The 25407-nt window shown below is 65.1% G+C and carries 21 protein-coding genes; 17 read left to right on the top strand and 4 right to left on the bottom strand.

What is annotated here, in order from left to right; genetic code table 11:
- Positions 1–70: 70 nt before the first annotated feature.
- Complete coding sequence (locus LDO54_RS21300; RefSeq protein ID WP_224012647.1) at positions 71–604, bottom strand: EF-hand domain-containing protein; 534 nt, start codon at positions 602–604, stop codon at positions 71–73.
- A gap of 243 nt (positions 605–847) precedes the next feature.
- On the opposite strand from LDO54_RS21300, the gene LDO54_RS21295 reads away from it, so the two are divergent.
- The 10 genes from LDO54_RS21295 to LDO54_RS21250 all read left to right on the top strand — a co-directional run bounded on the left by LDO54_RS21295 (position 848) and on the right by LDO54_RS21250 (position 11947).
- Positions 848–1765, top strand: coding sequence for a LysR family transcriptional regulator (locus tag LDO54_RS21295; RefSeq protein ID WP_224012646.1), 918 nt, complete (start codon positions 848–850; stop codon positions 1763–1765).
- Between the two features lie 399 nt (positions 1766–2164).
- Positions 2165–3322, top strand: coding sequence for an ABC transporter substrate-binding protein (locus LDO54_RS21290; RefSeq protein ID WP_224012645.1), 1158 nt, complete (start codon positions 2165–2167; stop codon positions 3320–3322).
- Positions 3323–3399: 77 nt separating this feature from the next.
- Positions 3400–4425: an ABC transporter ATP-binding protein gene (locus LDO54_RS21285; protein ID WP_224012644.1), complete on the top strand. Its 1026-nt coding sequence runs from the start codon at positions 3400–3402 to the stop codon at positions 4423–4425.
- Positions 4426–4427: 2 nt separating this feature from the next.
- Positions 4428–5390, top strand: coding sequence for an ABC transporter permease (locus LDO54_RS21280; RefSeq protein WP_224012643.1), 963 nt, complete (start codon positions 4428–4430; stop codon positions 5388–5390).
- Entirely contained in the window at positions 5380–6189 is an 810-nt protein-coding gene (locus tag LDO54_RS21275; RefSeq protein WP_224012642.1) for an ABC transporter permease, read from the top strand. The genes LDO54_RS21280 and LDO54_RS21275 overlap by 11 nt, the downstream gene beginning before the upstream one ends.
- A gap of 68 nt (positions 6190–6257) precedes the next feature.
- Complete coding sequence (locus LDO54_RS21270; RefSeq protein ID WP_224012641.1) at positions 6258–7685, top strand: gamma-aminobutyraldehyde dehydrogenase; 1428 nt, start codon at positions 6258–6260, stop codon at positions 7683–7685.
- Between the two features lie 101 nt (positions 7686–7786).
- Positions 7787–8629, top strand: coding sequence for an AraC family transcriptional regulator (locus LDO54_RS21265; protein ID WP_224012640.1), 843 nt, complete (start codon positions 7787–7789; stop codon positions 8627–8629).
- 101 nt (positions 8630–8730) lie between these two features.
- A complete protein-coding gene (locus LDO54_RS21260; RefSeq protein ID WP_224012639.1) occupies positions 8731–9633 on the top strand; it encodes an alpha/beta hydrolase in 903 nt (300 codons plus the stop codon).
- Positions 9634–9862: 229 nt separating this feature from the next.
- The gene (locus LDO54_RS38920) at positions 9863–11650 is read left to right on the top strand and encodes a methyl-accepting chemotaxis protein (RefSeq protein WP_290371119.1); all 1788 of its coding nucleotides are present in this window, start codon (positions 9863–9865) and stop codon (positions 11648–11650) included.
- A gap of 81 nt (positions 11651–11731) precedes the next feature.
- The gene (locus LDO54_RS21250) at positions 11732–11947 is read left to right on the top strand and encodes a DUF3820 family protein (protein ID WP_065060963.1); all 216 of its coding nucleotides are present in this window, start codon (positions 11732–11734) and stop codon (positions 11945–11947) included.
- 85 nt (positions 11948–12032) lie between these two features.
- Here LDO54_RS21250 and LDO54_RS21245 read toward each other — a convergent pair whose 3' ends face one another.
- On the bottom strand, positions 12033–13949 hold the full coding sequence (locus LDO54_RS21245) for a TonB-dependent siderophore receptor (RefSeq protein WP_224012638.1): 1917 nt from the start codon (positions 13947–13949) through the stop codon (positions 12033–12035).
- Here LDO54_RS21245 and LDO54_RS21240 point away from each other — a divergent pair.
- The gene (locus LDO54_RS21240) at positions 13909–14223 is read left to right on the top strand and encodes a hypothetical protein (protein WP_224012637.1); all 315 of its coding nucleotides are present in this window, start codon (positions 13909–13911) and stop codon (positions 14221–14223) included. The two genes, LDO54_RS21245 and LDO54_RS21240, sit on opposite strands and share 41 nt — an antisense overlap.
- A gap of 188 nt (positions 14224–14411) precedes the next feature.
- Here LDO54_RS21240 and LDO54_RS21235 read toward each other — a convergent pair whose 3' ends face one another.
- Both LDO54_RS21235 and LDO54_RS21230 read right to left on the bottom strand, forming a co-directional pair.
- On the bottom strand, positions 14412–15368 hold the full coding sequence (locus LDO54_RS21235) for a response regulator transcription factor (RefSeq protein WP_224012990.1): 957 nt from the start codon (positions 15366–15368) through the stop codon (positions 14412–14414).
- An 82-nt stretch (positions 15369–15450) separates the two neighbouring features.
- Positions 15451–18885 carry a hybrid sensor histidine kinase/response regulator gene (locus LDO54_RS21230; RefSeq protein ID WP_224012636.1) on the bottom strand — a complete coding sequence of 1145 codons (3435 nt, stop codon included), beginning with the start codon at positions 18883–18885 and terminating at the stop codon, positions 15451–15453.
- 227 nt (positions 18886–19112) lie between these two features.
- Here LDO54_RS21230 and urtA point away from each other — a divergent pair, with 227 nt between their 5' ends.
- From urtA to fmdA, 6 genes are all read left to right on the top strand, one after another.
- Positions 19113–20387, top strand: coding sequence for an urea ABC transporter substrate-binding protein (gene urtA, locus LDO54_RS21225; protein ID WP_224012635.1), 1275 nt, complete (start codon positions 19113–19115; stop codon positions 20385–20387).
- 55 nt (positions 20388–20442) lie between these two features.
- Positions 20443–21360: an urea ABC transporter permease subunit UrtB gene (urtB, locus tag LDO54_RS21220; protein WP_224012634.1), complete on the top strand. Its 918-nt coding sequence runs from the start codon at positions 20443–20445 to the stop codon at positions 21358–21360.
- A gap of 55 nt (positions 21361–21415) precedes the next feature.
- Complete coding sequence (gene urtC / locus LDO54_RS21215) at positions 21416–22585, top strand: urea ABC transporter permease subunit UrtC (protein WP_224012633.1); 1170 nt, start codon at positions 21416–21418, stop codon at positions 22583–22585.
- A 3-nt stretch (positions 22586–22588) separates the two neighbouring features.
- A complete protein-coding gene (gene urtD, locus LDO54_RS21210) occupies positions 22589–23332 on the top strand; it encodes an urea ABC transporter ATP-binding protein UrtD (protein WP_224012632.1) in 744 nt (247 codons plus the stop codon).
- A 58-nt stretch (positions 23333–23390) separates the two neighbouring features.
- A complete protein-coding gene (gene urtE, locus LDO54_RS21205; RefSeq protein WP_224012631.1) occupies positions 23391–24080 on the top strand; it encodes an urea ABC transporter ATP-binding subunit UrtE in 690 nt (229 codons plus the stop codon).
- Between the two features lie 61 nt (positions 24081–24141).
- On the top strand, positions 24142–25380 hold the full coding sequence (fmdA, locus tag LDO54_RS21200) for a formamidase (protein ID WP_224012630.1): 1239 nt from the start codon (positions 24142–24144) through the stop codon (positions 25378–25380).
- Positions 25381–25407: the final 27 nt, after the last annotated feature.

The raw sequence follows: 25407 nt of genomic DNA, 5'->3' as shown, positions 1-25407 counted from the left end.
GGCACACAAACTTGCATCGCAACGTATTTTGCGACCTGATGCAATGGTTTGTGCCGGCGCGTTTCGTTTGCTAGCCGAGATTTTTCCAGAACGTTTCGGCCAGGCTCAGGCCGGCGCTCAGGAAATTGTCGGTTTTGGTTTGATCGAGATTGCCGTCCGCGTCCCTTGTGTAGGAATCCAGAAGATTGTTGAACACCTGGCTTCCGCTCGCAATGCTCTTGTTCACGCCCTTCACGAACTCGGTCAGCGATACCTGACCGTCGTCGGACGTATCGAAGCTGCTGAAAAGCTGCTTGACGTCGTCGGCGCCTACGCCGATGCGCGAGAGTTGAGCCTGGAATTCATCGAGCGACAGGGAGTCGTCGTTGTTCGTGTCGCCCTGCACGAACATCTGGGGCGCCCATGCCACCGCGAGCGGCGTCGCGCGCAGTGTCTGCGTTTCGGCCGCGCCGGTGCTCGTATTGATGGCCGTGACCGTTTTCTGGGTCGAAAAGCTGTTGAGCGTGTCGCGATCGGGCGAGTCCGACGAAGCCGACTGCTTTTGCGCGAAGTTGAAATACGCGTCATAAGCAGCGGTCGAACCGGTCACTGAAGATATGGACATCACGGAATCCTTTGACGAGTGGTGTTGGGTGGGCCGCAAAATGCAGTACGGCCGTGCAGACATTCACTCTGGATTTCGGTTTCATTTCATCTGACTTTAGGTGTTGTACAAAACTCTACAAATCGGTTCACGGAATAGAGTCATGCACCCATACCTGAAAGCCGGTGATTGGCGAAAGACAGTGGACTCCACCCCCGATATATACTCCCCCGATCCTCAACCCCCGACCGACGAGCCCTGGCAATGAGCCTCTCCGTCAAAAGCGTGCGTTATTTCATCGCAGTGGCGGAAGCCGAGTCGGTCACCGGCGCGACCCAGACGCTCAACATTTCGCAATCGGTCATCACCGAAGCGATCAAAAGCCTCGAAAGCGAACTGGGCGCACAACTCTTCGTGCGTCACGCGCGCGGCATGGTGCTCACGCATGCGGGCCATCAATTCCTTCGTCATGCGCATCAGATCCTCGCGGCCGTGCGCAACGCGCAACAGGCGCTCGCCGCGCGGCCGGACACCAAGACCGGTCGGTTGAACGTTGGCGTCACGAGCCTGATGACGGGCTATTTCCTGCCCTACCTGCTCGACCACTACAAGCGGGTGTTCCCCAAAGTGGAAGTGCAGGTGGTCGAAGACCAGCGCGACTACATCGAACATCTGCTCGTCAACGGCGAACTGGACGTGGCCGTGCTGATCGTCTCGAACGTGCAGAACAGCCAGGCGATCGAAACCGAGTCGCTGATCGAGGCCGCGTGGCGACTGTGGCTGCCGGCCAATCACGCATTGCGCGGACTCGGCAGCATCTCGCTTCAGGAGATCGCCAACGAAGGCATGATCATGCTGAAGGTGGACGAGCTCGAAGACAACACCACCGCGTTCTGGCGCGCGGCGGGCCTGCGGCCGAACACGGTGATGCGCACGGCGTCGGTGGAAGCGGTGCGCAGTCTCGTGGCGACCGGCGCGGGGTTGTCGATTCTCCCCGACGTGCTCTATCGCCCGTGGTCGCTCGACGGCGACCGCCTGGAGGTGCGCAAAATCCTGGGTGAAATGCCGACCGTCGATATCGGCATCGCGTGGCGGCGCAGCCTGACGCTGCCCGAGATGGTCCAGCACTTCCTCGTGGTCGCGCGCGAATATTCGCGCACACTCAGCAAATCGTCGATCTGAATTTCAGATATCAGCGCGCAATCGTTCTGTTTTATCGAAATTGACGAAAGCGTTACGCATAATCGTGCGGGTTTTCACGGAGCCCGCGTGCAGCATCGCCATCGCCGCGACGTCGCGCCAGGCGGCGCATTCAAGCCATCGCGCCGCGCCCGAAAGCTCCGCGTCATGCGGAGCAGCCTCGATTCCTCCCTTGCTGTGCGGCCACGCTTGAGCACGTTTTCGTCGCCTTTCGCGGGTTGCGCATTCTGATTTACCGATAGCTCGTATCTGGCTTTCGGCCTATCGGTCAAAAAGGGCGGCCTCCTAGAATAGATCCGACCACCATCGCATTGCCTCAAACCCTTTGCCCACGGGGCTTTCCGGTAGACCGCCCGGGCCACAACCACGAGGAATCGGAGCATGTCGCATACCACTCGCATGGCCGCCGCCATCGCCCTTGCCGCGCTCGTCAACACGGGGCTCGCCAGCGCGGCCGGGCCGCTCACGCAACTGGGCAAGCCGGAAGGCCAGGTCAACATCATCGCGTGGCCGGGCTACATCGAGCGCGGCGATACCGACAAGAAATACGACTGGGTCACGGGCTTCGAGAAGGAGTCGGGCTGCAAGGTGAACGTGAAGACGGCCGCGACCTCCGACGAAATGGTCACGCTGATGAACCAGGGCGGCTACGACCTCGTCACGGCGTCGGGCGATGCGAGCCTGCGGCTCGTCTACGGCAAGAAGGTGCAGCCGATCAACACGGCGCTGATTCCCGCCTGGAACACGGTCGAGCCGCGTCTCCAGAACGCGCCGTGGCACACGGTCAACGGCGTGCATTACGGCGTGCCGTATCAGTGGGGCGCGAACTTCCTCGCCTACAACACGAAGATTTTCCCGAAGGCGCCCACCTCGTGGTCGGTCGTCTTCGAGCAGCAGACGCTGCCCGACGGCAAGAGCAACAAGGGCCGCGTGCAGGCTTATAACGGCGCGATCTACGTGGCCGATGCCGCCGTTTATCTGATGCACAAGAATCCCGCGCTCGGCATCAAGGACCCGTACGAACTGAACGAAGCGCAGTACGCCGAGGTGCTCAAGGTGCTGCGCGCGCAGAAGCCGCTCGTGCATCGCTACTGGCACGACGTCACGGTGCAGATGAACGACTTCAAGAACGAAGGCGTGGCCGTGTCGAGCGCGTGGGGCTACGCGGTGAACTCGCTGCAAGCGGAGAAATTCCCGATCGCGGCGACGATTCCTCAGGAAGGCGCGACGGGCTGGGCCGACACGACGATGATGCACGCCGACGCGCCGCATCCGGTCTGCGCCTACAAGTGGATGAACTGGTCGCTGAACCGCAAATTGCAGGCCGATTTGGCCGAATGGTTCGGCTCGAATCCGGTGATTCAGGGCGGCTGCCAGCAGGCGGCGGTGGGCGGTTCGAACTTCTGCGTCGCGAACGGCTATGACCGTTTCGACCAGATCCACTTCTGGAAGACGCCGGTGGCGAATTGCTCGCAGGGAAAGTGCGTGCCGTACAGCCGCTGGACCCAGGATTTCATCTCGATCATGGGCGGTCGATAGAGCCACGCGCGCTTATCGACATTCCGCGGCAGTCCGCATCACGACGCAGCACACCGCAGCGACAGGCAGGAAACATCATGAATAGCGCAGTGGAATTCTCAGGGGTCTCGCGTCACTACGACGGCGTGCGCGCCGTGGATGACGTGTCGCTCGTCGTCAACGACGGCGAATTCTTCTCGATGCTCGGGCCGTCGGGCTCGGGCAAGACCACCTGCCTGCGTCTGATCGCGGGCTTCGAGCAGCCGAGTGCGGGCCGCGTCGTGCTGCATGGGCGCGACGCGACCGGCCTGCCGCCGTATCAGCGCGACGTGAACACCGTGTTCCAGGATTACGCGCTGTTCCCGCACATGAACATTCTCGACAACGTGGCCTACGGGCTGCTCGTCAGCGGCGTCGATAAACGCACGCGTCATCGGCAGGCGGAGGAGGCGCTGGAACTCGTCGCGCTCGGCGGTTATGGCGCGCGGCGTCCCGGGCAGTTATCGGGCGGCCAGCGGCAGCGCGTGGCGCTGGCGCGCGCACTCGTGCGTCGTCCGCGCATCCTGCTGCTCGACGAACCGCTCGGCGCGCTCGACCTCAAGCTGCGCGAGCAGATGCAGATCGAACTGAAGACCTTGCAGCGCAAGCTCGGCGTGACCTTCATCTACGTCACGCACGATCAGGGCGAGGCGCTGTCGATGTCGGACCGCGTGGCCGTGTTCAACAAAGGCCGCATCGAGCAGGTGGATACGCCGCGCAATCTCTACACGCGTCCGGCCACGCCGTTCGTCGCCGATTTCGTCGGCACCTCGAACGTGATCGCCGACGCGGCCTCGCTGCAACGCATCGGCGCGGCGCAGCCGTTTTCGATTCGCCCCGAGCACATCCGCTTGAACGGCACAGCGCCCGCAAGCGCCGACGACGTGCAGTTGCCCGGCACGCTGATCGACATCCAGTATTACGGCGCGACGAGCCGCTTCGAGGTGCGTTCGGATGCGGGGCAGCGCCTCGCGGTGACGGTCGCGAATCAGGACGATGCGGGCACGGCCTGGCCCTCGGTCGGCGATACGGTCACGCTCGCCTGGGCGCGCCGCGCGATGGTGACGCTGGAGCCGCAGGGGTGAGCATGACCACGACCTCGAACGCGGCCGTCACGCGCGCCGCCGCGCCACGCACCGGCTTGATACGCCGCGCGAGCGGCTTCCTGCACCGGCACGCGAATCTGTATTTGCTGCTGCTGCTTCTGCCGCCGCTGCTGTGGTTCGGCGTGGTGTATCTGGGCTCGCTGTTCGCGCTGCTGCTGCAAAGCGTCTGGCGCTTCGACGACTTCACGATGGCCGTGAGCCCCGATTTCACGCTCGCGAACTATCTGGCGCTGGTCCGCGATCCCGCGAATCTGGACGTGGTCCTGCGCACGACCGGCATGGCCTGCTGCGTGACGCTCGCGAGCGCGCTGCTCGCGTTTCCGGTCGCGTACTACATGGCGCGCTACGCGAAGGGCTGGAAAAAAGGCCTGTTCTACGTGGCCGTGATGCTGCCGATGTGGGCCAGCTATATCGTCAAGGTCTACGCGTGGACCGTGATTCTCGCGCAGGGCGGCGTGCTCTACTGGATCATCGACACGCTGCATCTGCGCGCCGCGCTCGACGCGCTGCTGCGCGTGCCCGTGATTGGCGGCGATTCGCTCTCGACCTCGAACATCGGCCGCTTTCTGGTCTTCACGTATATCTGGCTGCCGTTCATGATCCTGCCGATTCAGGCGGCCATCGAGCGCATTCCGGCCAATCTGCTCCAGGCATCCGCCGACCTCGGCGCGCATCCGGGCCAGACCTTCCGCACCGTGATTTTGCCGCTCGCGTTTCCTGGCATCGCGGCGGGCTCGATCTTCACATTCTCGCTCACGCTCGGCGACTACATCATTCCGCAACTCGTGGGGCCGAGCGGCCTCTTCATCGGCACCATGGTCTACACGATGCAAGGCTCGATCGGCAACGTGCCGATGGCCGCCGCCTTCACGGTCGTGCCGATGGTGCTGATCGGCGTGTATCTCGTCATCGCCAAACGCCTCGGAGCCTTCGATGCACTCTGACGCCCAACCCTCGCGCCTGTTGCGCTGCGCCGCGTGGGGCGGCCTCGCGTTCCTGCATCTGCCGATTCTCGTGGTCGCGCTCTACGCGTTCAACACCGAAACCAGCGCGTTCAGCTTCCCGCTCAAGGGCTTCACGCTGCACTGGTTCACCGACGCCTTCGCACGCGACGACATGCTCGCGGCCGCGTGGCTCTCGGTGAAGGTGGCCGCGCTCGCCACGCTGCTGGCCCTGCTGCTCGGCACGGCGGCGGCGGCCGCGCTGTACCGGCGCAACTTCTTCGGCAAGGAAGCGATCACGTTCGCGCTGATTCTGCCGATCGCGCTGCCCGGCATCATCACCGGCATCGCGCTGCTGTCCGCGTTCAAGACCGCGAATCTCGACCTGGGCTTCTGGACCATCGCGGTCGGGCACGGCACGTTCTGCGTGGTGATGGTTTACAACAACGTGGTCGCGCGGATGCGGCGCATGCCCGCGAGTCTCGTCGAAGCGTCGATGGATCTCGGCGCGGACGGCTGGCAGACCTTCCGTTACGTCGTGCTGCCGCAGATCGCCACGGCGCTGCTGGCGGGCGCGATCCTCGCGTTCGCGCTGAGCTTCGACGAGATCATCGTCACGACGTTCACGGCGGGTCAGGAGCGCACGCTGCCGATCTGGCTGCTGAACCAGCTATCGCGGCCGCGCGACGTGCCCGTGACCAACGTGGTCGCGCTGATGGTGATGACCATCACGATGATTCCGATTCTGGGCGCGTGGTATCTCACGCGCGACACCGAAAGCACCGCGGGCAGCAGCCGCTGAACAGCGCGCGGACCCGATCGACTTTCACGAGCGTGGGCTCAACGAAGAGAGAGCAAATGGAAAAATCGATGCAAACGAACCTGCTGATCGGCGGCGAATTCGTGCCGGGCCACGGCAGCAAGGAAAACATCTTCAATCCGTCGACGGGCGAAGTGATCGCGCTCGTGGCCGAGGCGTCGCTCGAACAGGTGCAGGCCGCCACGGCCGCCGCGAGCCGCGCGTGGCCCGCATGGGCGCGCAGCACGCCGAAGGATCGCGCGACGCTGCTGCTCAAGCTCGCCGACGCCATCGAGTCGCGCGCCACCGAATTCGCGCGGCTCGAATCGCTCAATTGCGGCAAGCCGTATCTGGGCGCGCTCAACGACGAAATCCCCGCGGTCGCCGACGTGTTCCGCTTCTTCGCGGGCGCGTGCCGGGTCCAGCACGGTCCGGTCGCGGGCGAATATCTGGCGGGCCACACGAGCATGATCCGCCGCGATTCGCTGGGCGTGATCGCCTCGATCGCGCCGTGGAATTATCCGCTGATGATGGCCGCGTGGAAGCTCGCGCCCGCCGTGGCAGCGGGCAACACCGTGGTGCTCAAGCCGTCCGAGCAGACGCCGCTCACCACGCTCAAGCTCGCCGAACTGATCGCGGCGATCTTCCCGGCGGGCGTGATCAACGTGGTGACGGGGCGCGGCGACACCGTGGGCGCGCCGCTCATCACGCAGCCGCAGGTGCGCATGATTTCGATCACCGGCGATGTCTCGACGGGCCAGCGCATTCTCGAAGCCGCGTCGCGCTCGGTGAAGCGCACGCATCTGGAACTGGGCGGCAAAGCGCCCGTAATCGTGTTCGACGACGCCGACATCGACGAAGTGGTCGCGGGCCTGCGCACCTTCGGCTATTACAACGCGGGGCAGGACTGCACGGCCGCGTGCCGCGTCTACGCGGAAGACAAGGTCTACGAGCGTCTGGTCGCCGATCTGTCGAGCGCCGTGAGTTCGATTCGCTACGGCGAGCAGCACCTCGAAGGCGTGGAGATGGGACCGCTGATCTCCGAGCGCCAGCGCGGACGCGTGGCGAGTTTCGTCGAGCGCGCGGCGAGCCAGAAGCACATCGAGATCACGACGGGCGGCAAGCTCGCCGAGGGGCGCGGCTTCTTCTACGAGCCGACCGTGGTGGCGGGCGCGCGTCAGGACGACGAGATCGTGCGCCGCGAAGTGTTCGGGCCGGTGGTGTCGGTCACGCGTTTCAATGGTGCGCAAGAGGCCATCGACTGGGCCAACGATTCGGACTTCGGCCTCGCCAGTTCGGTCTGGACCCGCGACGTCAACAAGGCCTTCAAGGTGGCGGCCGAACTGCAATACGGCTGCACCTGGATCAACACGCACTTCACGCTCGTGAGCGAGATGCCGCACGGCGGCATGAAGCGCTCGGGCTACGGTAAGGACATGTCGGTGTTCGCGCTGGAGGAGTACACGTGCGCGCGCCACATCATGGCGAAGTTTCCCTGAGGCGCATGGCGCGTGGCGGCGCGCGGGCCTGATGCGCGCCGCGCGATGAGGAGCCGAAGGCCGCACTATACTGCTCGCCTTCGCTTCTCCCGCATGCGCCCATGCCGTCCGCCGCTCCATCACGCCATTCACCCGCGCCGCCGCCCGCGCGCAGCACCGATCCCGCCGACTATCAAGGCGCGCCCGGTCCTGCCTCGGTGCTCGCGAAGGAATACGCGGACGGCTTCGAAGTCGGCGAACATCGCCACGCGCGCGCGCAACTGATCTACGCGACGCGCGGCGTCATCGAAGTGTCGGTCGCGCACACGCTCTGGCTCGTGCCGCCGCAGCGCGCGCTCTGGATGCCCGCCGACACGCCGCACGCGATGCGCGCGCGCGGCGCGGTCTCGCTGCGCAGCCCGTATATTCGCGCCGAACATTGCCCGCCCGGCTTCCCGGCGATGCCGCACGCCGTCAACGTGACACCGCTCTTGCGCGAACTGATCGTGCGCGCCGCGTCGATTCCCGTCGACGACGAACCCACGGGCCGCGACGCGCTCGTCATCGCGCATCTGCTCGCCGAAATCGACTGGGTGCCGGGCCATCCGCTGCGGATGCCGGCGGGCGGCGACCGCCGTCTCAAACGCATCTGCGACGCGATACTCCACGCGCCCGCCGACCCGCGCACGCTCGACGCCTGGGCCGCCGAGGCGGGCGCGTCCACACGCACGCTCGCGCGGCTTTTTCTCGCTGAAACCGGGCTGTCGTTCGTGCACTGGCGACAGCTTGTGCGCGTGCAGCACGCGCTGCCGCTGCTCGCGAGCGGTCTGCCGGTCGCCGACGTAAGCGCCGCGCTCGGTTACGACACGCCCGGCGCGTTCGCCGCCATGTTCCGCCGCGTGACGGGCTCGACGCCGAGCGCGTATTTCAGCCTGCCCGATGTCAGCCTGTCCGATCCGGCGTAGCGGATGTCTGGACGCGCGGCGCATCGCGCGCCGCGTCTGCGTATCGTCCTGAATCACGCGCGTTCGTTCAAACGCGCGGGCCCACTCAAGAGGAATACGCGATGCAACGTGAAAACGTGGAGTTCGATTCGGAAGGCGCGCGCCTGCGCGGCTGGTTCTATCTGCCGTCGGCGCAAGAGGGACCGCATCCGGCCATCTTGATGGCGCACGGTTTTTCGGCGGTCAAGGAGCAATATCTCGACCGTTACGCCGAGGTGTTCGCCGCAGCGGGCTTCGCCGTGCTCGTCTACGATCACCGCAATTTCGGCGCGAGCGAAGGCACGCCGCGCCAGGAAGTCGATCCGGCCTTGCAGAAACGCGGCTATCGCGACGCCATCAGTTACGTGCAGACGCGCGCCGACGTGGACGCGTCGCGCATCGGCCTCTGGGGGACGAGCTTCAGCGGCGGCCACGTGCTCGAAGTCGCCGCGATCGACCGGCGCGTGAAGTGCGTGGTCTCGCAGGTGCCGCAGATCAGCGGATATCAGTCGGCGTTGCGGCGCACGCGCGCGGACCACGTGCCCGCGCTGCTGGCCCGCTTCGAAGCCGACCGCGCGCAGCGTTTCGCAGGCGGCGCGCCCGCCATGCTGCCCGCGACCAGCGCCGATCCCGCCGAACCCTGCGCGATGGCGGGCGCGGACAGCCACGCGTTCTTCGCAGGCACCGCAGCCTTCGCGCCGGGCTGGCGCAACGAAGTGACCTTGCGCAGCGCCGAACGCTCGCGCGAAAACGAACCCGGCGCGTACATCGCGCGCATCAGCCCGACGCCGCTGCTGATGATCGTCGCCGACGCCGACACGCTGACCGCCACCGACCTCTGCCTGCGCGCCTACGAAGAAGCGTTGCAGCCGAAGCACCTGGAGATGATCCCCGGCGGCCATTTCACGCCCTACGTCGAGCATTTCGACACGACCAGCCAGCGCGCCGCGCAATGGTTTGCGCGCCATCTGCGGCCCGCGCAGTGAGATGCCTGGATCGAGCCGCGCCGCGCCATTCGAGGTATTTGTCTAAAGTTTGGCTCAGACTTGCCGATACACCGACTGTCGCGGCGCAGAGCACACATTCCAATCACACGGCCTGCGCGGCAACGGCAAACAGGGCGGCGGCGCCGACCCATCAAAAACATACCCTTGGTCGTTAGGGGCGACAGCAAACGGAAGAGACACCTTTTTTTATTTTCGGGGATTGTCTCTTATGCAGCTTTCGCGATTCAACGTAGGGACGCGCCTCTCGGTCGCTTTCGGCGTACTGCTGGTGCTGTTCGCCATCGTCGTCGGGGCGTCGCTCGTCGTCCTGCACTCGCTCAACACCGTGATCATTTCGGGCCTTGACTCGGGCTCGGCCAAGATCGGCCTCGTCGGCCGCGCGCTCGGCAAGGCGCAGGGCGCGTCGCTGGCGATGCAGCGCCTGATCGTCACGCACGACACGGCGGGCATGGAAGCGCAAAAGCGCAGCGTCGACGAAAAACTCGCGAGCTATCACGACGCCGTCACGCAGGTCTCGACCTTGCTCCAGCAAAGCGACGACACCGAGGACCAGGAACGCGAGCTCCTCAATCAGATCAACCAGCTTGCGCAGGCGGCCGAGCCGCTCGTCATGAACAACGCGGCGCTCGGCATGAAGGGCGACGCCACGGCCGCCGACATGCTCAATCAGCAGACCTCGCCCGCGCTGCAATCGTGGACCGATGCAATTGGCCGTTTCCGCGATTACGAAGTCGACAAGAACAAGCGCGCCGCCGCCGCTGCGCATTCGACCTATAACGCGGGGCGCGGCACCTTGCTGGCGCTCGCGCTCGCGGGTCTGGTGATCTCGATCGCGCTCGCGATCCTCATCACGCGCAGCATCCTGAATCAGCTTGGCGGCGAGCCCGCTTACGCGCAGGAAATCGCCCGCAACATCGCGCAAGGCCGACTCGATCAGCGGGTCGACGTGCAAGGCAACGACACGTCGAGCCTGATCTTTTCGCTGCGCGAGATGCGCGACCAGCTCGAAGGCACCGTGCGCGGCATTCGCGATGCGACTGATAGCGTGAAGACGGCGTCGATGGAAATCGCGGCGGGCAACACCGATCTTTCGGCGCGCACGGAACAGCAGGCCGCTTCGCTCGAAGAGACCGCGTCGAGCATGACGCAGATTACGACGACCGTGCGCCAGAGCGCCGACAACGCGCGCCACGCGAGCGAATTGACGACCACCGCGACGCAGGTCGTGGACAGCGGCACGTCGACGGTCGAGGATATGGTCTCGACGATGTCGCAGATCAGCGAAAGCTCCAGCAAGATTTCGGAGATCACCACGATCATCGAAGGCATCGCGTTCCAGACCAATATTCTCGCGCTGAACGCGGCCGTGGAAGCGGCGCGCGCGGGCGAGCAGGGACGCGGCTTCGCGGTGGTGGCGAGCGAGGTGCGTTCGCTCGCGCAGCGCTCGGCGGCGGCGGCGAAGGAGATCAAGGAACTGATCGGCGCGTCGGTGGCGACGATCGAAGGCGGCGCGCATCAGGCGTCGCAGGTCAGTGCGTCGATGTCGCAGATCAAGGACTCGATCCGCCAGGTCTCGGGCATCGTCGGCGAAATCGCGGCGGCCGCCGAGGAGCAGAGCACGGGCATCGAGGAAGTCAATCAGGCCGTCGTGCAGATGGACAACGTCACGCAGCAGAACGCAGCGCTCGTCGAGGAAGCGGCGGCGGCGGCGAAGTCGCTCGAGGATCAGGCGCAGCGTCTGCGCGAGGCGGTGTCGGTGTTCCAGCTCGCGGGCGGTTCGAGCGCGACGTCGGCGGGCGTCGAGCCGCTGCGCCGTCCGGTGCTGGCGTCGAAGCCGGCGGTGGCGAGTGTGGCGAGCGTCGCCAGTGTGAAGCGCGTGACCAGCGCGAGCAGTGTGAAGACCGCGCCGAAGCCGAAGCAGGCCGAAATGCGCGCGCCCGCACGCGAAGCGGTGGTCGTCGCGAAGGACGATAGCCAGGATTGGGAAACGTTCTGATGAGGTGAGGCGGGCGAGCAGGGCGGACCGTATCGGGCGAAGCGCAGTATCATGCGCTCACCCGCTTTCCCGCCGCCTCACATGAAAGTCGAAGACCTCGAACGCCTCGTGACCCTCGCCATGCCGTTCGGCAAATACAAAGGCCGGCTCATCGCCGACCTGCCGGGGCACTATCTGAACTGGTTCGCCCGCGAAGGTTTTCCGCCGGGCGAGATTGGCCGTCTGCTCGCGCTGATGCAGGAGATGGACCATAACGGTCTGCGCAGCCTGCTCGATCCGCTACGCAAACGCGGCTAGCGCGGCGTTCATCGACCGGTCCTTCCTCACGGCTGCGCGCACCCGCTGCGCGCAAGCCGCCTCGCTTCAACTCACTTCAAATCGATCAATAGCTATACCCGAGCGTGAGCATCACCGCGCGGTCGTCGCCGAGCGCCACCGCATTGCTCAAACCGCCCGTGTAGTAATGCTTGTTGAAGATATTGCTCAGACGCAGCGCCGCATGCCAGCGCGGCGCGGTGTAACCCACGCCCACGTCGCTGACCACGAAGCCCGGAATCGTGTAGCCATACGCGTAGAGGCTGCTCTGGCCGCGCACGCCGCCGTTGATTTCCCAGCGATACAGTTCGCCCGGCAGCTTGTAGCGCGCGAACACGTTGAAGCTGTGACGCGGCACGTTGTTGATGCGCGTGCCGTCGGTCGAGGGCGTCTGGCCGCCGTCGTCGGCGATCACGGCCGAGGTGTAGGCATAGCCGCCCGTCACGCTCAGGTGATTCGTCGGCGCGGTGTTGAAGCTGAATTCGAAGCCGCGCGAATGCTCCTCGCCCACGGCGATGCTGTAGCCGTCGTTGTTCGGATCGTCTTCGAGCACGTTGCGGCGGCGCAGGTCGAAGGCCGCGACCGTCACGCTCGTGCGGCCTTTCTCGATGTCGAACTTCACGCCCGCTTCCCACTGCTTGCCCGTTTCGGGATCGAACGCGCTGCCGTTCACGTCCGCGCCGCTGTTCGGATAGAACGAGGTCGCGTAGCTCACATACGGGCGCACGCCCGGCAACAGTTCGTACATCAGCGCGACCGAGCCCGTGGTGGCGTTCGACGGATTGCCGCTGCTCGTGTTCTTTAGCTCGTTGAGCACGTCGCTCGACGCGCTGTCGTAACGCACGCCCGCGAGCACGCGCCAGCGCTGGCCGAGCGCGATCTGGTCGCGCGCGTAGAAGCCGAGATCGCGGATCGTGGTGTACGTATGCGTCTTCGGCGTGGACGGACAGGTGATCGTGCCCGTGTAGACCGGGTCGTACATGTCGATGGAGCCGACCGTGCAGGTGGTCGAAGAGGCGTCCTCGCGACCGCGCATGTAGTCGATGCCGAAGGTCACTTCGTGGCGGCCGAGCGCGGTATCGAAGGTCTTTTGCGCGTTGTTGTCGAGCGAGATCGTGTCGCCGGACCATTGCGAATCGGTGGCCGTGCGGCTCAGCGTGTAGCCGTTCGAGGCGACCTTGCCGTTGGCGACCAGTTGGCCGCCGAGCGAGAACTGCTGCCAGCGGAAGTTCTGGTTCACGGTCCAGCCCGAATCGAAATGATGCGCGAAGCTGTAGCCCACGCGCGCTTCGTGACCCGAGTACGGCTGCTGGTCGGGCTCGCCCGTGAAGGTGCTGCGCGAGAGGCTGCCGTTCTTGTTCGCGAGCAGCGTGCCCGACCACGGCAGGCCTTGCTGGCGGATGTAATTGCGCTCCTGATAGCTCGTCAGGATCGTGAATTCCGTGCGCGGACCGAGATCGAGCGACAGCGAAGGCGCGATATAGCGATTGCGCGACCAGACGTAATTGGTCTGATCGTTCGAGTTCATTGCGAGCGCGTTGATGCGGAACGCGGCCTTGCCGTTCTCCGAGAGCGGCGTGCCCATGTCGACGCTGCCCTGGTAATAGCCGTGACTGCCGACGGTGGCGTCGACGTCGGCGAAGGTGTAGTCGACCGGGCGCTTGCTGACTTCGTTGACCATGCCGCCGGGCAGCACGAGGCCCGAGAGCAGCGTGGCCGGTCCCTTGAGCACTTCGATCTGCTGGAGGCCGAAGGTCTCCTCGGCGAAGCGGTTGTTGATGGCGGCGCGCAGGCCGTCGAGATAGACCGAATCCGAGGCGGTCTGGCCGCGGATGATGAAGTCGTCCCAGCCGCGTCGGCCATAGGTGCCCGAGATCACGCCGGGCACGTCGTGCAGCGCGTCGTTGAGCGTCTGGACCTGCTGCGCGTCCATCAGATCGCGCGTGACCACGCTGATCGACTGCGGCGTTTCCTTCAAGGGCACCGACGATTTCGTCACCTGCGCGGCGGCGGGCTGGTCGAAGGCGGCGCGCGGCGCGCCGCTCGCGCTGATCTTGACGGTCGGTAATTCGGCGTTGCCAGCCGCGCTGTTTGCGGTGCTGCTTGCGGTGCTACTGGAGCTTGCGGATGCCTCCGTGCCAGCTTTCGACGTGCTTTCGACGGCGGCGCTGGCCGCCTCGGCGGAAGCGGCTTGCGCGAGGACGAGCGTTGGGGTGGCGGAGAAGGCAAGCAGCAGTGCAGCGTGGATCTGGCGGTGACGCATCGAAAAGAACCCCAAGCGAAATGCGAATCATTATTAATTGAGTCGCGCATCGTACTACGGGTAATTCCCTACAATCAATGCGTGTTGTATCGATGCAAATCATTACGGCGAGGTTGCGTTTCGCTGACGACGCGGCATCGCGGCGCGGCGTCGCAAGCCCGCCTGGCGCGGTACTGACGGGTTTCAGGCGCGGTCGAGCGTCTTGATCGCCACGCCCGCCGCCGCCGCGCGCGTCTCCACATGCAGCTTGCGGAACAGGTGTTCGAGGTGCTTGTTCACCGTGCGCGCGGCCATGCCGAGAATGTCGCCGATATCGCGGTTGGTCTTGCCGCGCGAGACCCAGAGCAGCACTTCGGCCTCGCGCGCGGTCAGGCCGAAGCGTTCGGCGAGCGCGTTGCGATGCACGGTGTCGTCGGTTTCCTTGAGGATGACGATCCACTCGCCCGGCTCCGGCGCGGGCGTCGCGCTGGCGGAACGGCGCACGTGGCCCGAGGTGAATTCGTGCACGGCGTCGCTTTGCGCGCCGCGCGCGAGCCAGTCGATGAACCAGTTCCGCAGCGGCGGCGGCAGCTTCGGCTGGGGACCGGCGGTGTTGGAGTGGGCGCTCACGTCCGCATCGGCGACATTGCCCGCATCGGTGACATCGTTACGACCCGCGTCATACGCCGCGATCTGATGCGCGGCCTGCGGACTTTGCCAGCGGATCGTGCCGTCGGCATCGACGATCAGCGCCGCGCGCGCATCGAGCGACAGCGCCGCCTGCGCGTAAAGCTGCGCGCGCGAACGCTGCACGTGGGCGCCGATCCGCGCGCACAACTCCTCGGGCCGCACCGGCTTCGTCACATAGTCGATGCCGCCCACGCGAAAGCCGCGCACCACGTGCTCGGTCTCCGTCAACGCGGTCATGAAGATCACGGGCAGATGCTCGTGCCGCGCGTCCTGCTTCATGCGACGGCAGGTTTCGAAGCCATCCATGCCGGGCATCATCGCGTCGAGCAGCACGACGTCGGGCGTCACGCGCGCGAGGCGCTTGAGCGCGTCCTCGCCCGAGAGCGCGACGAGCACCGCGTAACCGTGCGCCTGGAGCGTATCGGAGAGAAAGGCGAGGTTGTCCGGCGTATCGTCGACGATCAGTACCACGGGCCGGTCGCGCAGCCAGGCGGCGGTGTCATCGGCGTTCGGGTTGGCGCCGATCGGGTTCGCCGCGAGCGCGGCGTGCGCGTCACGCAGCGGCGCCGCGTGCAAGTCGGTCGAGTTCATGCTCGAGTTCCCTTAGCTGAAAGCGTTCGGCCAGCGCGCGCAGCACGTCGATCTGATCCTGTAGCGCGGGCCAGGTCGCGTGCGCGGCGTCGAGTTGTTCGACCACGCCCTGCACGTAGCCGACTTCGAGATGCGCCCGCAAATGATCGATGAGTTCGGGCGGCCACGCGGCGGGCGGCGCGGGCGCGTTCGCCGCAGCGGGCAGCGCGGGCACGCTCGACTCGGACGCGATCCACTCGAATGCGAGCAGTTGCGCGAGCTTGTCGAGCAGCAGATTCACCTGTAGCGGCTTCACCAGATACCCCGCACAGCCGGTCGCACTCGCGCGCTCGCGGTCGTCGGCGAAGGCGTTGGCCGAGAGCAGCACGATGGGCGCGTTCGACAACTGGTTTTCGGAGATCAGGCGGCTGGTTTCGTAGCCGTCCATCAGCGGCATCGAAATGTCCATGATGATGGCGTCCGCCGTGTGCGTGGCGAGCCAGCGCAGCGCGTCGGTGCCGCTGGCCGCTTCGGCGACGTCGAAGCCGAGCGGCGTGAGCAGCTGCACGACGATGCCGCGCTGATCGTCGAGATCGTCGACCACGAGAATCGCGCGGCGCGCGCCCGTATAGCCGCGAATCGACGCGAGTTCCGTATGCGTGGCGGCGGCGCTGTCGACGGCCGGCGCGAACAGGCGCACCACGAAGCGCGTGCCGCGTCCGACTTCGCTGTCCACTTCGAGACTGCCCCCGAGCGCCTGCGTGAGCAGGCGGCAGATCGTGAGGCCGAGGCCCGCGCCGTGATCGTGCGCGGGCGCCGCCTCGCCGCGCTCGAACGGCAGGAACAGGCGCTCCATTTCGGCGGGCGGAATGCCGGGGCCGGTATCGGCCACTTCGAATTTGAGCGTGTCGAGCACGTGGCTCACGCGCAGCGTGACCGTGCCGCTCGGCGTGAAGCGAATCGCGTTGCCAATCAGATTGGTGAGGATCTGCCCGACGCATTTCTGGTCGGTGCGTACCGTGGCGGGCAGGCGGCCGACTGTCTGCACGTCGAACGCGAGCGCTTTTTCGAGCGCCTGCGGACGCAGCATCGACGTGACGTGCGCGACGAAATCGGCGAGCGGCACCTTGGCGATATTCAGTTGCAGCTTGCCCGCCTCGATGCGCGCGACGTCGAGCAGCCCGTCGACGAGCGCGAGCAGATGTTCGCCGCTGCGATGGATCGTGCGCACGGCGTTGTAGCGCGTGGGCGTGAGTTCTTCCTTCGCCTGCAACAGCAATTGCGCGTAGCCGAGAATGCTGTTGAGCGGCGTGCGCAATTCGTGGCTCAGGCCGGACACATAGCGGCTTTTGGCCTGATTCGCCGATTCGGCGGCGGCGGTCGCGCGCTTGAGCGCGGCATCGGTTTTCTGGTGCGCGTCGATTTCGAGCATCAGCAATTCGTTTTGCCGCTGCGATTCCTCCTGCGTGACGCGTCGGCTTTCGCGCTCCAGCACGAACCACCACGCCGCGATGCAGCCCACCAGCGAGAGCGCGAGAAAGATCTTCAGAAAGCTGTTCGCGAGCGCGTGGCCGATGGCGGGATGGATCGACGAATCGGCGGCCACCGATGTCGCGCTCTGCGACCAGATCAGATAGAGCACGCTGCCGAGCACCGCGAGCATCGCGAACACGAGGCTCGCGTAATGAATCAGCCGCAGCGAGGCGGGGCCGAGCCGCGCGCCGGGCAGCACGCGATGCAGCGCGCGGTCGGCCTGCGAGGCGAAGCGCGCGTGCGGCTTGCAGCGGTCGTGACAGCGCGAATCGAGCGAACAGCACAGCGAGCAGATCGTGCCGCCGTAGGCGGGGCAGTAGGCGGTGTCGTCGGGCTCGAAGCTGTTTTCGCAGATCGCGCAGCGCAGCGAGACGGCGTCGCCGGTCGGTTGCGCGGCGCGCGCGATGTAGTAGCGCCCGCGCGTGAGCACCGCGAGCACGGGCGCGCACGCGAACGCTACGCCGAACGCGATGAACGACGACATCGCCTTGGCGAGCACGCCGAACAGGCCGCTATGCGCGAGCATCGCGACGGCGGCCGCGATCAGCATCGCGCCCACGCCGACGGGATTCACATCGTAGAGATGCGCGCGCTTGAACTCGATATGGCGCGGGCTATAACCGAGCGGCTTGTTGATGACGAGATCGGCGAACAGCGCGCCGACCCACGCAATCGCGATGTTCGCGTAGAGCGAGAGCACCTTGGCGATCGCGTCGAATACGCCCATTTCCACCAGCAGCAGCGCGATCATCACGTTGAACACGAGCCACACCACGCGGCCCGGATGACTGTGCGTGAGCCGCGCGAAAAAATTCGACCACGCGAGCGAGCCCGCATACGCATTGGTCACGTTGATCTTCAACTGCGAGACGATCACGAACAGCGTCATCGCGGGCAGCGCCCAGCTTGCGAGCCCGAACGGATCGAGCAGCAGGTGATAGGCGACGAGATACATCTGCGTGGGCTGTGCCGCGTGATTCGCATCGACTTCGTACTGGAGCGCGACGAAGGCGAGAAACGCGCCGCCCAACATTTTGAGCGCGCCCGGCACGATCCAGCCCGGTCCCGCCGACAGCAGCGCGAGCCACCAGCGCGTGCGGTTCTTCGCCGTGAGCGGCGGCAGAAAGCGCAGATAGTCGACCTGTTCGCCGACTTGCACGATCAGCGCGAACACGACCGTCGAGGCCTGGCCGAAGGCGATCAGGCTGAACGCGCGGCCCTGCGGCGCGAAGCCCGCGAAGGTGGTCCATTGCTTGAGCAGATCGGGCTGATGCCACAGCACGGCCGCATACGGCAGCACGAACAGTACGAGCCACAGCGGCTGCGTCCAGCTTTGCAGACGGTTGATCAGCGTGATGCCGAACATGACGATCGGGATCACCACGAGCGAACTCACCACGTAGGCGATCGCCAGCGATATGTGGAAATAAAGCTGGAGCGCGAGCGACATGATGGCCGCTTCGAGCGCGAAAAAAATAAACGTGAACACCGCGTAAAGCAGCGAGGTGACCGTCGAGCCGATATAGCCGAAGCCCGCGCCGCGCGTGAGCAGGTCCATGTCCACGCCGTAGCGCGCCGCGTAATAGCTGATCGGCAGGCTCGTGAGCCAGATCAGCACGGAAACGGCGGCAATGGCCCAGAACGCGTTCGTGAAGCCGTAGTTGACGACGAGACTGCCGCCGATCGCCTCCAGCACCAGAAACGACACCGCGCCAATGGCGGTATTGGCCACGCGCAGCTCCGACCAGCGCCGGAACGAGCGCGGCGTGAAGCGCAGCGCGTAGTCCTCGAGGGTTTCGTCGCCGACCCAGGCGTTGTAGTCGCGGCGCACCTTGACGATGCGTTGCGTGCTGGGCGCGCCCACGGACGGGTGACTCTGGGACATGACGATGATCCGGTTTGGTGCGAAGGCGGCGCGAATGGGCACTACGGCAGGCAATACGGCGGGCAGCACCGCGCGGAATCGACGTGCGATGCAAATTACATTCCAGTGCGCGCGCCGGGAATACGTCAATCGACGTATTTCGATCGTCAATTTGGCTTTCTACATTGCGTCCAACCCTCGACCCAGCCCGCAGCGTTCAGCGCCGGGCACCCGATAAGGAGAACGTGATGTCCGCAGACGATCGATTCGATGACGACGCCCAGATGCCTTCGCCGCTGCGCCGGAAAATGCTCGGCGGCCTGGCCGCCGCGCCGCTGATGGCGATGGGCTTCTCGCGCGGCGCGTTTGCGCAAACGCCGCCCACCGCGAAGGTCAACACCACGGGCCTCGCGGTCACGGACACCACGGTGACGGTCGGCCAGCTTCACTCGGCCACGGGCACGATGGCGATTTCCGAAACCGGCTCGATCCAGGCCGAGCGCCTCGCCATCGAGCAGATCAACGCGATGGGCGGCGTGCTCGGCCGCAAGGTGCAGATCATTCAGGAAGACGGCGCCTCCGACTGGCCGACCTTCGCCGAAAAATCGAAGAAGCTGCTGGAGAACGACCACGTCGCGGCCGTGTTCGGCTGCTGGACCTCGGCCTCGCGCAAGGCCGTGCTGCCGGTGTTCGAGAAGGACAACGGCCTGCTCTACTACCCGACCTTCTACGAAGGCCTCGAACAGTCGAAGAACGTGTTCTACACGGGCCAGGAAGCGACCCAGCAGATTCTCTGGGCGCTCGACTGGGCCTCGAACACGAAGAAGGCCAAGACCTTCTTCCTGATCGGTTCCGACTACATCTGGCCGCGCACGTCCAACAAGATCGCGCGCCGCCATATCGAACAGCATCTGCACGCGAAGGTGGTGGGCGAGGAGTATTACCCGCTCGGTACGACCGAGTTCGCCTCGCTGATGAACAAGATCAAGCTCGCGCGCCCCGACTGCATCTTCGCGACCGTGGTGGGCGGCTCGAACGTGGCGTTCTACAAGCAGCTCAAGGCCGCGGGCATCACGCCGCAGAAGCAGTTCCTGCTGACGCTGTCGGTGACGGAAGACGAAGTGCTCGGCATCGGCGGCGAGAACTTCGCGGGTTTCTTCTCGTCGATGAAGTACTTCCAGTCGCTCGATAACGAGAACAACAAGAAGTTCGTCGCGGCGTTCAAGGCGCGCTACGGCCAGAAGTCGGTGATCGGCGACGTCACGCAGGCCGCCTATCTCGGCCCGTGGATCTGGAAGGCCGCGTGCGAGCGCGCGGGCAGCTTCGACGTGGACAAGGTGGTTGCGCATTCGGCCGGTATCGAAGTGGCGAACGCGCCGCAAGGCTACGCGAAGGTCGACCCGAACCATCACCTGTGGAGCCGCTCGCTGATCGGCGAAGGCCAGGCGGACGGCCAGTTCAAGGTCGTCGCGCAGTCCGAGCAGCCGATCCAGCCGAATCCGTTCCCGAAGGGCTACATGTAATCCGTCAACCGCAGCGGCGCGGCGGCGCATGACGCCGCCGCGCGAGGAGCGTTCGATGTCCGCTACCGATATTTTCAACATCACGCTGATGCAGGGCTTCGCCGGTCTGAGCCTCTTCAGCGTCCTGCTCCTGATGGGGCTCGGGCTCGCCGTGATCTTCGGCCAGATGGGCGTGATCAACATGGCGCACGGCGAATTCATGACGATCGGCGCCTATACGGTCTACATGTTTTCGTGGTTCTCGCAGAACGTCTGGCACGCGTTCACGCCCGTGTATTTCTTCTTCGCGATTTTCGCGGCGTTCGCGCTGGCGTTCGCGGCGGGCTGGCTCGCCGAATGGGCGCTGATCCGCCATCTCTACAAGCGCCCGCTCGACACGCTGCTCGCCACCTGGGGCCTGAGCCTCGGCATGCAGCAGGTGTTCCGCTCGACCTTCGGGCCGAAGGAAGTGAGCCCGGCGCTGCCCGACTGGCTGATGGGTTCGTGGGAGCCCACGCCGGGCCTCGACATTCCGGTGAGCGGCATGTTCGTGATGGGCCTCGCGCTGCTGATGACGGGCGGCCTGCTGCTCATGCTCTATCGCTCGCGCTGGGGCTTGCGCGTGCGCGCCACGGTCGCGAACCGGCCGATGGCGAACGCCGCGGGCATCAACACGCGGCGCACCGACCGCATGACCTTCGCGATTGGCTGCGGTATCGCGGGCGTGGCGGGCGCGGCCTTCACGGCGATCGGCTCGACAGGACCGACGAGCGGCTCGCTCTATATCGTCGATTCGTTTCTCGTCGTGACCTTCGGCGGCGCGGCGAGTCTGCTCGGCACGGTGGCGTCGGCGTTCGGCATCGCGCAGATGCAGTCGATCAGCGAGTTCTTTCTCTCGGGCTCGATTGCGCGCGTGCTCACGCTGCTGACCGTCGTGGTGATTCTGATGCTGCGTCCGCAGGGTCTGTTCGCCTCGAAGGTGCGGCGCGTGTAAGCACACGCCGTTGCACAAGCCTCATTCACAGCTTCATTCGACTGGAGAGATGGACATGGAACCCATCCAACCCACGGCGGGCGGCGTATCCCCGCGATCCGGCCGCGACGCGCCGCCGGCCGGCTGGCGCGCGCGCCTCGCGTGGCTCGACGTTTCGGGCTATGGCGGCATCGTGCTGCTCGCCCTGGTGATCGTGGTCGTGTTTCCGCTCGCGCTCGACACGTTCCGCCTGAACCTGATGGGCAAGTACCTGACCTACGCGTTCGTGGCGATCGGCCTCGTGATCGCGTGGGGTTACGGCGGCGTGCTCAGTCTCGGCCAGGGCGTGTTCTTCGGCCTCGGCGGCTATGCGATGGCGATGTTTCTGAAGCTCGAAGCGTCCGATCCGGCCGCCACGCACACGCAGACCACGCCCGGCATTCCCGACTTCATGGACTGGAACCAGCTCACCGCGCTGCCCGCATGGTGGAAGCCGTTTCACTACTTGCCGTTCTCGATACTCGCGGTGCTCGTCGTGCCCACCGCGCTCGCCTTCGTGATCGGTTACGCGATGTTCAAGCGGCGCGTGGGCGGTGTGTACTTCGCGATCATCACGCAGGCCGTCGCGCTGATTCTCTCGGTGCTCATCATCGGCCAGCAAGGCTATACGGGCGGCGTGAACGGCATCACCGATCTGCGCACGCTGCTCGGCTGGGACATCCGCACCGATCACGCGAAGCTGATCCTGTACTTCGTGAACGCGGCGCTGCTGATCGGCGCGCTGCTCGCCTGCCGCTGGGTTCAGCGCAGCAAGCTCGGCACGCTGCTGCTCGCGATGCGCGACAAGGAAGACCGCGTGCGCTTCTCGGGCTACGACGTCGCCATGTTCAAGGTGTTCGCGTTCTGTCTCGCGGCGATGCTGGCGGCCATCGGCGGCGCGATGTTCACGTTGCAGGTGGGTTTCATGTCGCCGTCGTTCGTCGGCATCGTGCCGTCGATCGAAATGGTGATCTACGCGGCCATCGGCGGGCGCATGTCGCTGGTCGGCGCGGTGTACGGCGCGATTCTCGTCAATCTCGGCAAGAGCTGGTTCTCGGAGAGCTTTCCGAACCTCTGGCTCTATCTGATGGCGGCGATGTTCATCGGCGTGGTGATGGTGTTTCCGAACGGGCTGGCAGGCCTCTACGACGAGCATGTGCGTCCGCGCGTGCGGCGGCTGCTCGGCGCGGCGAACAAGGAGGCGTGAAGCATGAGCAATACCGACTTTCTGCTCGCGATCGAAGACCTGACCGTGTCGTTCGACGGCTTCAAGGCGATCGATTCGCTCAATCTCTATCTCGAACGCGGCGAGCTGCGCGTGGTGATCGGACCGAACGGCGCGGGCAAGACCACGCTGCTCGATCTCATCTGCGGCAAGACGAAGGAAACGGCGGGCAGCATCAAGTTCCGCAATGAGGAAATCACCAATCTCGCGGAATTCCGCCGTGTGCGTAAAGGCATCGGCCGCAAGTTTCAGACGCCGTCGATCTACGAAAACCTGAGCGTCGCGCAGAACCTCGAAGTGTCGTTTCCGCGCGGACGCAGCGTGTTCGGCGCGCTCGCCTATCGCGAAGACGCCGAAGTGGCCGACCGCGTGCGCGACGTGGCCGACGAAATCGGCCTGTCTGCATCGCTCGATCTGGAAGCGGGGCTGCTTTCGCACGGCCAGAAACAGTGGCTCGAAATCGGCATGCTGCTTATGCAGGATCCCGAACTATTGATGCTCGATGAACCGATCGCGGGCATGAGCGTGCGCGAGCGCGAACTGACCGCCGATCTGCTCGATCGCATCTGCCGCAATCGCTCGATGATCGTGATCGAGCACGACATGGCCTTTGTCGAGCGCATCGCGCACAAGGTCACGGTCATGCATCAGGGAAAGATTCTCGCGGAAGGGCCGATGGCGCAGGTGCAGGCCGATCCGCGCGTGATCGACGTTTATCTGGGCCACTGATTCGGCCACCGATTCGGACACTGAGCCCGACACCGAACGACAACACGGAGAACACATCATGCTGGAAGTCGACGATCTCGTCGTCAGCTACGGCCAGAGCGAAGTGCTGCACGGCATCGGCTTTTCCGTCGCCGAAGGCGAAAGCGTGGCCGTGATGGGCCGCAACGGCATGGGCAAGACGACGCTGTTCAAGGCGCTGATCGGCATGCTGCCCGCCAATCGCGGCACGGTGCGCGTGGGCGGAGCCGATGTCTCGAAGGACGAGAGCTATCGCCGCGTCGCGAACGGCATCGGCTACGTGCCGCAAGGACGGCAGATTTTCGCCTCGCTGACCGTCGAGGAAAACATTCAGACGGGCCTCGAAAACGCGCAGAGCCAGCGCGTGCCCGACGAACTTTACGCGCTGTTTCCCGTGCTGTTCGACATGCGAAAGCGCAAGGGCGGCAATCTCTCGGGCGGTCAGCAACAGCAACTCGCGATTGCGCGCGCGCTCGCGACCGACCCGAAAGTGCTGCTGCTCGACGAGCCGACCGAAGGCATTCAGCCGTCCGTCATCAAGGACATTGCCAAGGCGCTCAACCAGATCCGCACGAGCCGCAATATCGCCATCGTCGTTTCGGAGCAGGTGTTGAGTTTCGCGCTCGACGTGGCCGACCGCCTGTTCGTGATCGAAGGCGGGCGCTTCGTGCACCAAAGCACGCGCGATGCGGGCGACACCGACCGCATCCGCGAATACCTCTCCGTTTGAGCGCGGCGCGGCGTTCGCGCGCCGCGCCGTATGTCAATCCGCGAACCCAGGAGCGAACGCAATGCCCGAGACTCTCATCAAGGTCGATCTGAACCAGTCGGCCTACGAAAACGAACAGGTGCACAACCGCTGGCACCCCGACATTCCGATGGCCTGCTGGGTGAAGCCCGGCGACGACTTCATCCTCGAAACCTACGACTGGACCGGCGGCTTCATCAAGAACGACGACAGCGCCGACGACGTGCGCGACATCGACCTGTCGATCGTGCACTTTCTCTCCGGCCCGGTGGGCGTGCACGGCGCGGAGCCCGGCGACCTGCTCGTGGTGGACCTGCTCGACATCGGCGCGAAAGCCGATAGCCAGTGGGGTTTCAACGGCTTCTTTTCGAAGACGAATGGCGGCGGCTTTCTCACCGATCATTTCCCCAGCGCGCAAAAGTCGATCTGGGATTTTCACGGCGTCTATACGAGTTCGCGCCATATTCCGGGCGTGAATTTCGCGGGCCTGATTCATCCGGGCCTGATCGGCTGCCTGCCCGATCCGAAACTGCTCGAAACCTGGAACGCGCGCGAAACCGGCCTGATCGCCACCGATCCCGACCGCGTGCCGCCGCTCGCGAATCCGCCGTTCGCGGCCACCGCGCACATGGGTAAGCTCGCGGGCGAGGCGCGCGACAAAGCCGCCGCGCAAGGCGCGCGCACGGTGCCGCCGCGCGAGCATGGCGGCAATTGCGATATCAAGGATCTGTCGCGCGGATCGAAGGTGTTTTTCCCCGTCTACGTGGATGGCGCGGGCCTCTCGGTCGGCGATTTGCACTTCAGTCAGGGCGATGGCGAGATCACGTTCTGCGGCGCGATTGAAATGGCGGGCTGGGTGCATATGCGCGTGAACGTCATCAAGGGCGGCATGGCGAAATACGGCATTCGCAATCCCGTGTTCCAGCCGAGCCCGATCACGCCCAACTACAACGATTACCTCATTTTTGAAGGCATTTCCGTCGATGAGCAGGGCGGCCAGCATTATCTCGACGTGACCACCGCGTATCGCCAGGCGTGTCTGAATGCCATCGAATATCTGAAGAAGTTCGGCTATTCAGGTGCGCAGGCGTATTCGCTGCTGGGCTGTGCGCCGGTGCAAGGGCATATCAGCGGCGTGGTCGATATTCCGAATGCGTGCGCGACCTTGTGGCTGCCCACGCAGATCTTCGACTTCGACATTCGTCCGAACGCCGATGGTCCGATCCAGCACATCCAGGGCGGCGTGGATCTGCCGTGTTCGCCGGATCTCGTGAAGGCGTGAGCCTGCATTCAGGCCGACGTTTTTAAA

This window comes from Paraburkholderia tropica (assembly GCF_914484835.1).
GTDB classification, from domain to species: domain Bacteria; phylum Pseudomonadota; class Gammaproteobacteria; order Burkholderiales; family Burkholderiaceae; genus Paraburkholderia; species Paraburkholderia tropica_A.
The sequence above is the reverse complement of the archived record's forward strand: the minus strand, read 5'-3'. Positions and strand labels throughout refer to the sequence as shown.